Consider the following 15,245-nt stretch of genomic DNA (forward strand, 5'->3'; position numbering starts at 1 on the left):
GTATCCTGTAATGTTTGTTCCGGTCGGAAGGGGCGTAGCGGCGCGAATCTTATCATGATTGTCCCGCGCGGGCGGAAGTTTGGCTTGGTTTTACACGGATTTGCGGTAATATATGCACCTTGATATTTTTTAAGAATTGGAAAAGGATGTTGTCATGAATGTTGAAAAAGAAAAGAATGAAGCCAAGCTGGACGACCTGCTGCGTTTTACCGACAAGCAGAAGGCGTCCGACTTGCACCTCAGCTCCGAACTGCCGCCGATGATCCGCGTGGATGGCGACATCAAGCGCCTCAACCTGCCGCCGCTTGACCGCCAGCAGCTGCGCGACATGATTTACTCGATCATGACCGATACCCAGGTCAAGGATTTCGAAGAAAACTGGGAAGCGGACTTTTCCACAGAAGTCAAAGGGATTGCGCGCTTCCGGGTCAACGTGTTCAACCAGAACCGCGGCCTCGCCGTGGTTTTCCGGGTCATCCCCAGTCGCGTGCTGTCGCTGGAAGACCTGAAAGCGCCGGAAAAATTTGTGGATATTATCGACGTGCCGCGCGGACTGGTACTGGTTACCGGGCCGACCGGTTCCGGTAAATCCACCACGCTTGCCGCGATGCTTAACCATATCAACGAGAACCGTCACGAACACATTCTCACCATTGAAGACCCGATCGAATTCGTGCACGAATCGAAAAAATGCCTGGTCAACCAGCGCGAAGTGCACCGCGACACCAAGAGCTTCAACAACGCCTTGCGCGCGGCGCTGCGGGAAGACCCGGACATCATCCTCGTCGGCGAGTTGCGTGACCTTGAGACCATCCGCCTGGCACTGACTGCCTCGGAAACCGGACACTTGGTATTCGGCACCCTGCACACTTCCTCCGCTGCAAAAACCATCGACCGGATTATCGACGTCTTCCCCGGCGAAGAAAAACAACTGGTGCGCTCGATGCTCTCCGAATCGCTGCGTGCAGTCATCGCCCAGACCCTGTTGAAAAAAATCGCCGGTGGCCGGGTCGCGGCGCACGAAATCCTCGTCGCCACCTCGGCGGTGAAAAACCTCATCCGCGAAGACAAAATCGCCCAAATCTATTCCGCCATCCAGACCGGCGCGCAATACGGCATGCAAACCCTTGACCAGTCCCTGCAACGCCTTGTCGCTCAAGGCATGATCGACAGACAGACCGCTGCCGCCAAAGCGCACGACAAAACCCTCTTCACCCACGGATAAACCGACGGAGTTGCCCCATGGAAGCCGTATCCCTCGATTCCCCCACCATCCTCACGCCGATCAGCCGGAGCGACATTGCGCAGAAAAAAACCAGCATGCCGCGCGAAGACCTGCGGCCGATGTTCGACAAGCTGGTGGCACACGCCGCCGAAAAGAATGCCTCGGATATCTTCATCAACACCGAGAACTACATCAGTATCAAGATTGACGGTCAGCTCAACTACACCAAAAAATTCATGGAAGAAGGCGACGTTTACAACCTTATCGAAGTCATCGCCCGCCCCGAAGCCTACAACGAATTCCTGCGTACGCACGAACTCAACATGATGGTGGAAGTGCCGAACGTCACCTATCTGCGGGTTAACGTCTATCTGCAAAAAAACGTCCCCGGTCTCGTGCTGCGTCTCATCCCGGCCACCATCCCGAAACTGGACGACCTCGAACTGCCGGTGCCGGACATCCTGAAAAAAATCTCGATGGTCAAGCGCGGGCTCGTTATCGTCATCGGAGCGACCGGTAACGGTAAATCGACCACCCTCGCCTCGATGATCGACCACCGCAACGAAAACTCGCACAACCACATCATCACCGTCGAAGACCCGATCGAATTCGTGCACAAGCCGAAAAAATCCGTGGTCATCCAGCGCGAAGTCGGCATTGACACCGCCTCCTACGGCATGGCCCTGAAAAACTCGCTGCGTCAGGCGCCGGACGTCATCCTCATCGGGGAAATCCGCGACATCGACACCATGCAATACGCGATGCACTTTGCCGAAACCGGGCACCTGTGCCTCGCCACCCTGCACGCCACCAACTCCGTGCAAGGCTTGGAGCGTATCTACAACTTCTTCCCGCGCGAACAGCGGCACCAAATCCAGCCGGAACTCGCGGAAAACCTGCACTGCCTCATCTCGCAGCGCCTCCTGCCCAGATCCGACCGCCCGGGACGGATTGTGGCGATGGAAATGATGATGAACACCCCGTACATCAGCCACCTCATCTCCGAAGGCGACCTCGGCTCCATCCCGGAAGCGATGGAACGCGGCAACCCGGCGGAAGGCGTCTTCAGCTTCGACCACAGCATCTTCGAGTTGTACGAATCCGGCGTCATCTCCTTCCAGGACGCCATCAACTACGTCGAATCCGAAAACAACTTCCGCATCCGCCTGCGCGCGCAGTCGAACCGCCGCCTGCCGCCGGAAATGCAATCGCGCGGCGAAATCTTTTCGGTCAAGAGCGACGACGCGCTCTCGCGCGAACTCATGCGCAAAGACCGCGAAGAACGCGAGCGCCTCAAACGCGAAGGCAAACTCTGAGCCACACACCACGGCGCAACACGGACAAGGCAGGCGGCAACGCCTGCCTTCGCCGTTTATAATCCCGCCGCCCGCCAAGCGGGATAAAAGTTCTCCCTATTGGGGGAGGGGTTTGGGGACTTGAAAGAACTCGCGCAGCGAGAAAAGGTCGGACACATCGCGATAGCAACAAAACCCGGCAACCGCGCCGCTTGATGAAGCATCAGTACACACCGCTTTGACCACGGACAAAAAATTTGTCGCGTACAAAGCCAAGCGGCACAAACCCCACATTCCCGCCCGGCAGAACCCGCGCCAAAACCACTACCGCACACAACCCGCACAAACCAACGACCATGACAGACCACTACCTTGCCGCCGACATTGACGTCCTCAAAGGACTCGATCCCGTCCGCTGCCGCCCGGGCATGTACACCGACACCACCCGCCCGAACCACCTTGCGCAAGAAGTCATTGACAACAGCGTGGACGAAGCCCTGGCCGGCTACGCCAAAAACATCCATGTCATCCTGCACCGCGACGGCTCGCTTAGTGTGCAGGATGACGGGCGCGGCATGCCGGTGGACATCCACCCCGACGAAGGCGTAAGCGGCGTCGAACTCATCCTCACCCGCCTGCATGCGGGCGGCAAATTCAGCCGCAAAAACTACAACTACTCCGGCGGTCTGCACGGCGTCGGCGTCTCCGTCGTCAACGCCCTTTCTACCCGCCTCGAAGTGGATATCGAACGCGACGGGCGGCGCTACCGCCTCGCCTGCGCACACGGCGAAGTGGTCGAACCGCTGACTGCCGTCGAAGACATCGGTAAACGCCGTCATGGCACCACCGTCCGCTTCTGGGCCGACCCCGCCTACTTCGACAGCCCCAACTACGCCGTCTCCCGCCTCAAGCAGATCCTCAAAGCCAAAGCCGTCCTCTGCGCCGGTCTTAACATCCGCTTCACCAACGAAAGCAGCGGCGAAGAAGACGCCTGGTGCTACCGCGACGGCCTTGCCGCCTACCTCAGTGAACAGACCGGCGACGACACCCTGCCCGCCGAGCCTTATACCCTGAACCATAGCGACAGCGACGGCCAAATCGACCTTGCCCTCACTTGGCAGGAAGGCAGCGGCGTAAACGGCACCTTTGAAAGCTACGCCAACCTCATCCCCACCATCGGCGGCGGCACCCACGTCAACGGCCTACGCAGCGGCCTGGTGGATGCCCTGCGCGAATTCTGCGAATTCCGTCAACTGCTGCCGCGCGGCGTCAAACTCGCGCCGGAAGACATCTGGGAAGGCTGCCAATACGTCCTTTCCGTGAAAATCCCCGAACCCCAATTCTCCAGCCAGACCAAAGAACGCCTCACCTCGCGCCAATGCGCCGCCTGGGTCGGCAACACCGTCAAAGACCATTTCGGCCTCTACCTCAACAAACATGCCGACATCGGCGAAGCCCTCGCTGCGCTCGCCATCGGTCACGCGCAAAAACGCCTCAACAGCAACAAACAAATCACCCGCAAACGCAGTGCCGGGGGCCCGGCACTGCCCGGCAAACTCGCCGACTGCCTCAGCCAGGACAACCGCCTGACCGAACTCTTCCTGGTCGAAGGCGACTCGGCGGGCGGCTCGGCCAAACAGGCGCGCGACCGCCAATACCAGGCCATCCTGCCTCTGCGCGGCAAAATCAAAAATACCTGGGAAGACGACTCCACCGTCGTCATGAGCTCACAAGAAATCCACGACATCGCCGTCGCCGTCGGCATCGACCCCGCCGGCGACGACTTGGGCGGCCTGCGCTACGGCAAAATCTGCATCCTCGCCGACGCCGATTCGGACGGCCTGCATATCGCCACCCTCATCTGCGCCCTGATGGTGCGGCACTTCCCGGCACTGGTCCAAGCGGGACACCTCTACGTCGCCATGCCGCCGCTGTACCGCATTGACGCCGGCAAACGCATCGAATACGCGCTGGATGAAGCCGAACGTGACGCGACCATCACCGCCATCCGCCGCGACGGCTACCACGGCAAAATCAACGTCACCCGCTTCAAGGGCCTCGGCGAAATGAACCCGCCGCAACTGCGCGAAACCACGATGAATCCGGACACACGCCGCCTCGTCTGCCTCACCTACCACGACGCGGCAAGCGCCGAAGCCCTGCTTGATATGCTGCTCGCGGACAAACGCGCCGCCGACCGCCGCCAGTGGATAGAAACCAACGGCAACCACGCCGAAAACCTCGACGCCTTCGATGCGACGACACTGCCCACGCTTTGATGCGTACTGCGCACCTGGCGGGGAAAATACCGGATGCGCGCTACGCAGGCGTAAATTGCCTTCACAATCAGGGAATAATCATGATTGCTTCCGGTGAGGAAGAGACAGAAGGTGTCGGGCTGCGGCAGATAAAGGTAAAATCCCCGGTATCCCGTTCGCTGTAACCATCGCTTTTCGACGTCAGGACATTGCGGAAACAGGCGGAGCAGGAGCGGCCTTGCAAGAGTGCTGCGACGGTTCGTGTTGCTTGGAAACATCATGCAACCCGTTGGAAATAATAAGGAAAAACCATTGGCACCATTCTTGCTTGATGAAAGAAATATACCCCTTTTGCTGCATAATCCATGCGGCATGAAAACATGGAGCACATGATGAAAACACAGAGAAAAATCGGAATTCCTCTTCGCCCGCTGCTGCTGACCACGGTCGTGGGCGTAGCCTGTCAACAATACGCCATGGCGCAAGCAACACCGACGCCTGCCGCTACCACCGATGCGCGCACCTCACCATTCCTGCCGCGCCCCCCGCAATTCAATAGCTATTCCATTAAGAGTGGGGCAGGTGGTGTGCGTCCTAATGTTATGTTTTTTGTTGATGACTCGGGCAGTATGCGTCAAGCAGTTACGCATGTTCCAAATCCTGAACGCAATAACTGGGCAAATAAAAGATGGTGTCCATGGAGTGTGAGTTATAACAGAAATAATCGAAACAAATGCTTTTATATTTTTTTCGGTGTAAATACTGATAAATCGTTGTCTGCCACTAATAATGGTGCGCGAAATTTCTACACCTTTGATCAACCTACCCGTATGCAAGTGGCCATAGATGGTATGGATGCAATCATGAATACTTACGATGGGAAAGTAAACTGGGGAGTTTATTCTCTGTGGGGCACCGAGAGACGCCACGAAACGGGTGGAAAGCCGGATTGGGGCAATTATTGGGATACTGCCGATCCAAGATGGAGAGCTCGAGGATATGATCCTGTATGGAATGATTTTTGGAAAACAAATAATATCCCTGTGCCCATCGGCTTCAAGGAAAAAGCAGCAGATATAAAGGATTATGTGTACTCGTTATCCCCTTATCTGGATACGCCGACTACCGACCGTTATATTCGCGCCATTCGAGTAATAAGAGATAATATTAAATACCGGTGCCAGAAGAATTATATTGTTGTGCTCTCTGATGGTGATGCTAATGAGGATGAAATTCCGGGCTACCCAGGCGAGATTTACAACAATGCTACAGGCTTCCTGCAATGGGAGAAGGATTACTATGGGACGTTTACCCGCTGGGGTACAGATGGAAGTGGTCCGTGGTATAAATATAAACCTTCAAGAACGAGTTCCTATGAAGCTTGGTACCACCCGTACTATGGAAAAACCAGGTGGGGAGATGAGAATTGGAATGGCATAGGGTTGTTCAGCCGGATGCTGTCGTCTAAAGATATTATCCCGGCAGGTGGCAGATCCGATAAAGCAAATGATGCAAAGGATGCCGAGGGGGGAGATTGGGATGATCCGAAATACCCGAAACAGACAATTACCACTTACGCCGTTGGTTTTGGTGAAGACCTGAGCTCAAGAGGAATAGAATACTTGCGCGGCGCGGCTAGTTGCTCTAGTTGCTACTATCAGACATCTGATGGCAACAGATTAAGAGAGATCTTTGGCGAAATCTTGAATGACATTGCCAAAGAGGTGAAAACGCCGTCAGTGCACACCCGTGCGACGTCCACACCATCTGTATCCGGTAGCAGTATCGCCTCAATTGCTGCCAGCTTGTCGCTTGATACCGATAAATGGTCCAGTATCATGCTCTTCAGCTTCTTTAATTCCAGTGGCACGGCCATTGATAAAACCAAAGATCCCGAACCGGCTAAATATGATGGCCGTGTCGTGCTGGTGAATAACGGCAAAGCGGATGGCAGCGGAATTTACTGGCTGACTGCAGCTGATACAGCTCACAGAGTGGATTTCGACCTGACTTCCGAACAAGAATATCGCGATGCTTTTGCGCCGTGGATACTGCGCGACCCGGGCAAAACCGATAAACAGATTCAGGATGCCGCCAATAACATTACACCGCGTCGCATCACGACATACCGTATTCGTACGACTACTGCGAGTGATGTGCAGCGGCAAATGGGTGATGTCTTGGGTACGCCGACTATTGCATTGGGCAAAGACGTTGCGGGTAAACAGAAATACGTCATCACTGCTGCCAATGACGGTATGACCTATATCTTTGAATCTACTGCGGGTACGGGTGAAAGGGCACCATATGCCCTCAAACTGAATTATCTGCCGGCGGGTATGCAGCGCGAAAGCAGCGATGACAGTCTGACTGTGGGCAAAACATTGCCGCTAATTGCAGAAGATGGCTATGGTAAAGAAAATATCCTGCAACCACATCTCTACCTGAATAATGGCGGTATTAGCTGGCTGCTGACTGCAAAAACACGCGGATTCAAACAGCAATATGTCATGCTCGGCAACATGGGACAGGGTGGTCGTGGCGCATACGCTCTGTCAATCGCCGGAGAAAAACGCAGTGGCACGGGCGGTGCAGGAATGGAAGCAGGCGGAGAAGCCCAGTGGAAGACTTCGGTTCCGATGTGGGAGACCGAAAAAGGCACAGATAACGGTTTGGGTTATACCGTCAGTACGCCAACCATCGCACAAGTTGCCACCCAATGGGATACCGGCACTAAAAAGCCCAAACTTGAGACAGGTGTTCGCGTATATGCTTTTCTTGCCAATGGGTACCGACCAGGGGTTTACGATGATGCAGGCAGCTTTACACCCAACCTCACGGTTAGCGCTTACGATAGCACCCCGACACTCTATATTTATGAGATGATGGGGCAGGAGTTCGGCCTGAATGCCACTGCGGGATCAGTAACCAATGGCGCGAAACCGGGTACTTTGGTTAAGAAAATTTCTGTACCGTCAGGACCCGATATTGGGCCGGGTGCATTGTCCACACCACTTTTGGTAGACACCGACTTTAACGGAGTTGTGGATGTGGCGTATGCCGGCGACCAGTTTGGTAATTTGTACCGCTTCGATCTGCGTGGTGAACCCAGTACTTGGAAGGCCGTCATGATCTATAAGGGCGATAAAAAACAGCCAATCACGGCAGCGCCGGATGTCTATCGCAAGAGCGAAAAAGATTACGTTGTTGTCTTCGGCACGGGATCCGATATTTTCAAACATGATCATAAAGATACTAACCAGCAAATGATCGCCGGTATCTACGATGATTTGAGCGTGGACGCCCCCACCGCACTGACCAGCAGCTCACTTTTTACGCAAACATTTACGGAGTCTGGTGATAAACGCTACATCATTGATGCAGGATTCGATAATGACGTAAATAAAGGATGGAAAGTTTTGCTGAAAGCATCTTCAAAAGATGGTGACTATCTGGTCGGTTCCGAGAAAGTGGTATCTCAGCCGGGTATGTTGCTCAGTACGGCTTTCTTTTCTACCAGGATTTATCGCGTGAAAGAAGTTGACACAAAGTTGCCACCGCAAGCTAATCCAAAAATGACCTGCTATGAATCGGAATCCAGTATAGATACCAAAGGTACCAGCTGGACTATGGCAATCAATGCCTTTACCGGCGCAGGCCCGGATCTTAAAATAGGCGGCTACTTTACTGATGAAAATGGCCAAGCCCAAGAGCATGCTGGTAAAAATGAAGGTTCCATCACTTCTGCCGTAAATATCATTGATACTGCTAAGGTCGAGCCGAATGCAAGACAACTAGGCGTTAATGGCGGGTTAAAACAGGGTGAAGCGGAGGATCTTGAAAATGCCGGTAAAGATCTGGGCAGAAATGATTGCCTTGCCAAAACGTCCAAATGGGGAGACTTGAAGGCAATACAAGAAGAGCCTGGCGCTACGCCTCCCCCTACAGGAGCGGGAAGAGTAGACGTACAGCCATTGGGTGGCAAGCGTTGTGGCGATCCCTCCTTTATCCGGGGTATCAAGCGGGAAATCTTGTTGTAAATCGAGGTATTTTCTATGGAAATAAAAAAAAGAGGACTGGTGGGTACATTACGTACCCACCAGAAGGAAGGAGGAATGACATTACTGGAAATCGTCATCTCCATGTTAATAGTTGCCTTGGGTTTGGCAATGAGCGTTTCCATGATTCAAACGGCTAACCGGTTTGGGGATACCGCTGAATTTACGGCATTTGCCCAACAGAAGAGCCAGCAGATTATTGACGCCATGCGTGCGAACAGTATTGCACGAGATACCTATCTGCTGGATCGGGAAAATACAGCACTACAGGGCAATATAGACTATCAACAACTGTATAATAGCCTGAGTACGTTGTATGATTCGACGGATATTACCACCAATCTAAAATGCAAGAGTGGTAGATGTACGGAAGCGGAGAATAATGCCAAGCAGGATATGCGAATGTGGGTAAGCGAGATTCGTTCTCTACCGGGCGGAAGAGGAATTATCAGACAAAAAGGTAACCAATATGAAGTTATCGTAATGTGGAGCCATGTTCCTGAAACTAACCGTAGCGAAGATACTCCGGTGCAAGGAACACGGGTATGGTTTACGCTATGAATGGAGGTAGCATGAAGATAATATCTATAAAAAAGCAGAAAGGGCTATCGTTGATAGAACTTATGGTGGCAATGGGGTTAGGTGTACTTCTGTTAATGGCATTAACGACGCTTTTTATTACCGCCAATGAATCTTCAAAACGGCGTTCTACGTCGGAGAATCTGGATGAAGTGGCTCGGCAAGTAATGGAAAGACTAAATTATGATTTACATGAAGCGGGATATCTTGATCCATTTTCTAGTGCATCTGCTGCGAAGAGTGCTTTTGACTTGGAAGATCCACATGTACTTGCTATTTATGCACGGCAAAAAGATAACTTGACGGGTAATCTGAAAGAAGCGACAACATTAGGAAAATTCACCAATGGCCGGGTGGTACCACTGCTAGGATGTAATGGTGAATTTAGTGGCGCGTCACAGCCTTCACTTACAGAATTAGCGACCTGTAGTGGTACTAATCTTCAAGTACGGCAATCCATACAGATAGGTTACCAGACTGTTGCACCTGATAATCTCCAAAATCAATCTATTTCCGATGGTAAAAAAGCGCCATCGCCATCCTTAACTTCTAAAACTCAGGAAAATAACAGTCTTAGTGGAGCAGGCAGAGATTGCATCGGCAGAAAAGTGGAAGATGCGGCGGGACTTGTTGTAAATCGTTACAGCGTTCGAATCGATAATGGTAAAGGCAGCTTTGGCTGTAGCAGTAGCGCGGGTGATTGGCAGGGAATTATTGAAGGTGTTGAGGAAATGACTTTCCGCTATCTGATCACTCCTGCAAATGATACTCCTGCTGGTGAGACAGTAAATATGAGTAAATCTACCAGTGGACTGGAAGTTATAAAATATCTTCCTGCGTCAAAAGTAGAAGATGAAGAGCTGAAATGGGCAAGTGTGGTAGGTGTGGAAGCGTGTGTAATTGTTGCTGTTGAACCTATGGATGGTACCAGTGAAGGGTCTTTTGGTGAGATCCAACCCAACATACCCACTTGTGCCCGTCAGGCAGGTCTCAATGCGACAGCCGCAGACGCCTCATTTGCTGAAAATAGGCCAAGGCCAGCAGGTGATTTCCGCCTCTATAAGCGGTATGTGCAAATAATCAGTATGCCTAACAGTTTGTATATCCCCGAATAGGGAGTATTGAGGACAGTCGAAATGAAAGAGAATATTTATATTTGTATGAACAAACGGGAGAACGGAGTCGTCTTATTGAGTTGTCTTGTTTTTCTGTTGATTTTGCTGGGGATAATTCGTTTTACCATGACAAGCTCGCGACTGGAAGAACGAAAGGCCGGGGCTGATTTTGAAATGTTAACAGCGCGTCAATCTGCTGACACAGCATTACGGGCAGCAGAGCGGTTCATTCTTGAACAAGGACGCCAGCTTTGCCTGCAAGATAAAGGTATTACGCTTGCACCCGGTAAAACGAAAGATGCATATTGTGATGAACAAAACAAGGCAGAATGGGCAAATACCTTCTGGAGTAAGGAAGATACCGAAACAAAAAAAGCGCTTGAGGAGGCCTTTACAGCTGTGGGAAAAAGAGAACTACTCAATAATGGTATTTATACGCAGCAATATATTCTTGCCAATAAATATAATGAAAAATGCCGCCCGTTTTGGGTATGTGTGGACTGGTCAGAAAATGCCAATCAGGTTAAAGTTACAAGCAAGCAACTAGATTCCTCCGCTAATGCAACACTACCTTCCATAGAATGCAAAGATTGCTCAACGACATCCGGGTTGAAGCCTCATTACATAATTGAACGTTTCCTTGCCAAGGAAATTAACGCTATGGAATTTCCTGATCTTGCAGCGGGAACCCAGCTCAAAAGTGGTGATGTGGTCGTCTTCCGCATTACTGCTGTAGGTTTCGGCAATGGTAATGGTAATAATAATAGTGAAAAAGTTAAAACAACCAATGCAGTCATGCAAGCAATTTATCTGCTAAACGGCTAGAGAGGTGGCATATGCTCGAAAAATATAAGAGTAAATATAGAGCTGAACGAGGGTTCACTATGTTGGAACTCTTGGTAACAATAGCGATTCTTGGTATTCTGATCAGTTGGGCTGCCCCAAATTACCGCTCTATGATGGAACGTCATAAAGTACGTTCTGTACTTAATGATTGGAAAAGTGCTTTTTATTTCGCGCAAAGCGAGTCTTTACGATTAAAGGATGGTGTGGTTTTTTGCGCTTCCGATAGTGAAGGCAAGAAATGCAGTGGTAGTAACGATTTTACCAATGGATGGCTTGTCTTACATGAAGTCGCGGGTCAAAATCCGGAGATATTGCAAGATAGCCCATTGACTGACAAGAGGATAAAAGTTACTTTGGGCGGCCCGGTAGGGGCTAATGGTCAACTGAAATTTCTAGGAAACGGACGCCTTGATATTAATGCTGGCGGTTCTGTAACTGTAAAATTAGGTAACCACGAACTGAAGGTAAATATTTCATCGGCTGGGCGTTTGAGAGGAGCTTGATACAATGAAAATGAATAAAGGGTTTACGTTGTTAGAACTACTTATTGTAGTAGTTATAATGGCTATTATAATGGCTATTGCAATACCGAATTATTCCCGGTATGTCGTTCGTAGCCAGAGAGTGGAAGCACGTAACGCCCTGCAGGCGATAGCACAACGAATTGATCAAAATTACCGGGTAACACGAGACTATCGAAAACTGGCGAATGGCGATTCTCTTAGCGATGCGACTATAAGTAGCTGGAATTTTGCAGATATTCCCAGTAGTACCAATAAACGTTATGCGATTAGTTTTGTACCTAACACGATTACAGCGACTGGATATACTTTGCAGGCACAAGCTTTTGGTAACCAGGCACAAAGAGATAAGGACTGTGCTTATTTCTTTTACGATCAGAGTGGTTCACAGATGGCGTCGAAAACAGCTACTCCTCCGAGCAGCAAGCGCGATGAAGTCTCATTAGAATGCTGGTCAAAATAGAAATTTTGGTTATGGTTTGAAAATTATGCTAGGTTGGGCATACGATAGTTAGTAGTAACCTGAAAAGTATGCTGCCCATAATCCGGGCAGGTTTGGCTGATTCTTCCAACTATGAGGACAATGGAAAAAATCTCTTCGTATTTCCTGTCCGCGCTATTGACATATTCGTTGAGCATGCATTTCAGGCCACCACCAGCACAGTTAGTTATACTGATGATTAAAAGCCCTCCCTACGGGGAGGGCTTTTTTGTGCCGCTTGTCAGGCATCGTAGGTGGTCGAAGCGGTGTCGCCGCCACTGCCGGTCCAGTTGGTGTGGTGGTATTTGCCGCGCGGTTGGTCGGTGCGTTCGTAGGTGTGCGCGCCGAAGTAGTCGCGCTGGGCTTGCAGCAGGTTGGCAGGTAGTTGTGCGCTGGTGTAGCCGTCGAGGAGGGTCAGCGCCGAGGTCATGCATGGCACGGGGATGCCGTGGCTGATGGCCGCTTCCAGCGCGCCGGTCAGCTGTCCCAGCAGCACGATGCCGTGGGCGAAGAGCACGATTTTCAGCGGCAGGTGATGGGTGCGGCCAGCATTTAGTTTGTCAGCCAGCCAATGCCACCATACACGGCGGCGGCCAGCAGCGCGTGCAGCGACGGGCGCCGCGCGTTCGGGGAGGGCGTAGCGCAGCCAGTCAACCAGCAGCAGGATGCTACCCGGCAGCGCCATCAGCAGGGTGACAAGGAACTTCACGCTGACGATGGCGTCCTCGGCCGCTTTGTCCAGCAGGATTAGATACTGGGTAAGAAATAGTGCGACGCACAGCAGCCAGAGACTGCCGACGATAGCGGTCGGGCGTAGTTGTGGTTTGCGCTGCCGGACGGTTGGCATGGCTTAAGCGACGATTTCCCTGATTTTCGCAATCAGCCGGGCGGCGTGGGCGCGGGCTTGTTCTTTCTGCGCGTTGATGGCGGCGTTGTCATCGCGGGCGGTATAGCTGAGGCCGCAGGTGTAGATGGGCGGCACAAAGTCGAGGTTGCACAGGGCGGCGGTGCTCGCAAAGGCGGGGAAGTAGTCTTCCACGGTGTGTTGCATCGGGCCGTCTTTCCGGTAGGCGGCGGCAGGCGCACCGGTGGTGAAGGAGAAAAGCAGTTTTTTGCCGTCGAGTTTGCCTTCGCTGCCGTGCGAGAAGCCGTGCCGGAAGACTTGGTCCAGCCACAGTTTCAAGAGGCCGGGCATGGCATACCACGAGAAGGGGAATTGCAGCACGATGACGTCGGCTTTCAACAGCGCGGCCTGTTCGGCGGCGATGTCGAAGCGGTAGTCGGGATAGAGGCTGTCCAGGCGGCGGATTGCCGCCTCGGGCAGGGCTTTTTCGATTTCTTCGAGGATGGTGGCGTTCGCGACGGAGGTGCCGAGGTCGGGGTGGCCGGAGATAATCAGGACGTTTTTCATAGTTTTTCCTTGGATCGGGTGAAGGTTTTGTGCAAGAAGTAGAGAGAATGGCCGGGCGAGCAGTCGGCGAGTTCGCCGAAAAGGGTGTATCCCATTTTTTCGTAGAAGCCGCGCGCCTGAAAATCTGCCGTATCCAGCCGTACGCCGACCAGCTGGCGGTCGCGGGCGAAATGTTCGGCCGCAGTAAGCAGCTGCCGGCCAAGACCCCGATTGCGGCAGGCCGCATCCACATAGAGCAGGTCCAAAAAATACCAGCCAAAGCGGACAAAGCCCACTGCCCCGCCAATCAGCCGTCCGCCGTCAAAGGCGAGGAAATTTCGTGTTTCCGCCGCAGACGGGTTGGCGCGCAGCCAGGCGCAACGTGCGCGGTTGGCGGCGCGCAGGCGGTTTGCAATTTCACGACGGTGTTCCGCGTCGTTATCGGGGCGGATGGTAAACATCACAGGTTCCTGCATAACAAAGACGGCGCGCATTATAGACAGGCGCAATTAGGCGGATTAGCCTGTAACTGCCTGAGACTCCCTTAGCCAAAACCACACAATGGACAACAGCATCTACGCCCAACTGAACCTCTTCCGCCTGATTGCCGCCGAAGGCAGCATCACCGCCGCCGCCCGCCGTCTCGGTATCACCACGCCCTCCGCCAGCGCCGCGCTGAAACAGCTTGAAGGCAAAATCGGCGTGCCGCTCTGTACCCGCACCACCCGCGCCATCCACCTCACCGAAGCCGGGGAGCAACTGCTGGCGCGCACGGCCGACGCCCTGCTTACCCTGCATCAGGCGGTGGACGAGGCCCGCCGGGCGGGCGGCGAACCGGCCGGCTGCGTGCGCATCACTCTGGCGCGCTTCGCCTATTAGCTTGTGCTGCGCCCCGTCTTCGCCGGCTTCTGCCGCCGCTATCCGCAGGTATGCCTGGAAATTTCCCTGAACGACGGCACCATCGATCTGGTCAGCAGCGGCTTCGACCTCGGCATCCGCTTCGGCAATGCCCTGGAAGAAGGCGTCATCGCCCGGCCGCTCTATCCGGCGCTGCGCGAGGGTCTTTATGCCGACACCGCCTATCTGCAACAGTACGGCACGCCGGCCACACCCGCCGACCTGCTGCATCATCGGCTTATCGGCTACCGCTTCATCACCGCCAACCACCTCTACCCGCTGACCCTGCGGGAAAACGGGCAGGACATCACCGTCGCCCTGCCGATGGCGCTCGTTTGCAACGACATCGAGGTGATGAACGACGCCGTGCGCGCCGGTCTCGGCCTGGGGCGCATTTTCGAGCCCATCCGCGACCGGCAGGGCGACCGCGGCGCCTTTATCCCCGTCCTCGAACCCTACTGGCGCTCCTATCCGCCGATTTATCTTTATTACCGCCAGCAGACGCAAAAAGCGCGGCGGGTGCAGGTGCTGATTGATTATCTGCTGGGGCAGGGTGGGTGATGCCCCGCCATGAAAAAAG

Annotated in this window: 11 protein-coding genes and 2 pseudogenes; 10 read left to right on the top strand and 3 right to left on the bottom strand. The window is 53.2% G+C overall.

From position 1 onward, the window contains the following. The first annotated feature begins 154 nt into the window (after positions 1 to 154). The 9 genes from Q0562_RS03500 (at position 155) to Q0562_RS03540 (ending at position 12,360) form a co-directional block, all read left to right on the top strand. Positions 155 to 1,225, top strand: coding sequence for a type IV pilus twitching motility protein PilT (locus tag Q0562_RS03500; protein ID WP_298641224.1), 1,071 nt, complete (start codon positions 155 to 157; stop codon positions 1,223 to 1,225). Between the two features lie 17 nt (positions 1,226 to 1,242). Then, positions 1,243 to 2,541, top strand: coding sequence for a PilT/PilU family type 4a pilus ATPase (locus Q0562_RS03505; protein WP_298641227.1), 1,299 nt, complete (start codon positions 1,243 to 1,245; stop codon positions 2,539 to 2,541). A 335-nt stretch (positions 2,542 to 2,876) separates the two neighbouring features. Next, on the top strand, positions 2,877 to 4,799 hold the full coding sequence (parE, locus tag Q0562_RS03510; RefSeq protein WP_298641229.1) for a DNA topoisomerase IV subunit B: 1,923 nt from the start codon (positions 2,877 to 2,879) through the stop codon (positions 4,797 to 4,799). A gap of 368 nt (positions 4,800 to 5,167) precedes the next feature. Then, entirely contained in the window at positions 5,168 to 8,818 is a 3,651-nt protein-coding gene (locus Q0562_RS03515) for a PilC/PilY family type IV pilus protein (RefSeq protein ID WP_298641231.1), read from the top strand. A 15-nt stretch (positions 8,819 to 8,833) separates the two neighbouring features. Next, a complete protein-coding gene (gene pilV / locus Q0562_RS03520) occupies positions 8,834 to 9,397 on the top strand; it encodes a type IV pilus modification protein PilV (protein WP_298641234.1) in 564 nt (187 codons plus the stop codon). 11 nt (positions 9,398 to 9,408) lie between these two features. Beyond that, positions 9,409 to 10,530, top strand: coding sequence for a prepilin-type N-terminal cleavage/methylation domain-containing protein (locus Q0562_RS03525; protein ID WP_298641237.1), 1,122 nt, complete (start codon positions 9,409 to 9,411; stop codon positions 10,528 to 10,530). A 21-nt stretch (positions 10,531 to 10,551) separates the two neighbouring features. Further along, on the top strand, positions 10,552 to 11,355 hold the full coding sequence (locus Q0562_RS03530) for a hypothetical protein (RefSeq protein ID WP_298641239.1): 804 nt from the start codon (positions 10,552 to 10,554) through the stop codon (positions 11,353 to 11,355). An 11-nt stretch (positions 11,356 to 11,366) separates the two neighbouring features. Beyond that, positions 11,367 to 11,879, top strand: a complete 513-nt coding sequence (locus Q0562_RS03535) for a GspH/FimT family pseudopilin (RefSeq protein WP_298641240.1) — start codon at positions 11,367 to 11,369, stop codon at positions 11,877 to 11,879. Between the two features lie 4 nt (positions 11,880 to 11,883). After that, positions 11,884 to 12,360, top strand: coding sequence for a type IV pilin protein (locus Q0562_RS03540; RefSeq protein WP_298641242.1), 477 nt, complete (start codon positions 11,884 to 11,886; stop codon positions 12,358 to 12,360). A 259-nt stretch (positions 12,361 to 12,619) separates the two neighbouring features. On the opposite strand, the pseudogene Q0562_RS13730 reads toward Q0562_RS03540, so the two are convergent. The 3 genes and pseudogenes from Q0562_RS13730 to Q0562_RS03555 form a co-directional block, all read right to left on the bottom strand. Next, a pseudogene (locus Q0562_RS13730) lies at positions 12,620 to 12,841 on the bottom strand (NADP-dependent phosphogluconate dehydrogenase); the annotation flags it as partial. Between the two features lie 387 nt (positions 12,842 to 13,228). Further along, the gene (locus tag Q0562_RS03550) at positions 13,229 to 13,789 is read right to left on the bottom strand and encodes an NAD(P)H-dependent oxidoreductase (protein WP_298641247.1); all 561 of its coding nucleotides are present in this window, start codon (positions 13,787 to 13,789) and stop codon (positions 13,229 to 13,231) included. Further along, a complete protein-coding gene (locus Q0562_RS03555; protein ID WP_298641250.1) occupies positions 13,786 to 14,229 on the bottom strand; it encodes a GNAT family N-acetyltransferase in 444 nt (147 codons plus the stop codon). The genes Q0562_RS03550 and Q0562_RS03555 overlap by 4 nt, the downstream gene beginning before the upstream one ends. 100 nt (positions 14,230 to 14,329) lie before the next feature. Here Q0562_RS03555 and Q0562_RS13735 point away from each other — a divergent pair. Continuing rightward, positions 14,330 to 15,226, top strand: a pseudogene (locus Q0562_RS13735) (LysR family transcriptional regulator). The last annotated feature ends 19 nt before the right edge of the window (positions 15,227 to 15,245 follow it).

Source organism: uncultured Cardiobacterium sp. (assembly GCF_938028825.1).
In the GTDB taxonomy this organism is placed as follows: Bacteria; Pseudomonadota; Gammaproteobacteria; order Cardiobacteriales; family Cardiobacteriaceae; genus Cardiobacterium.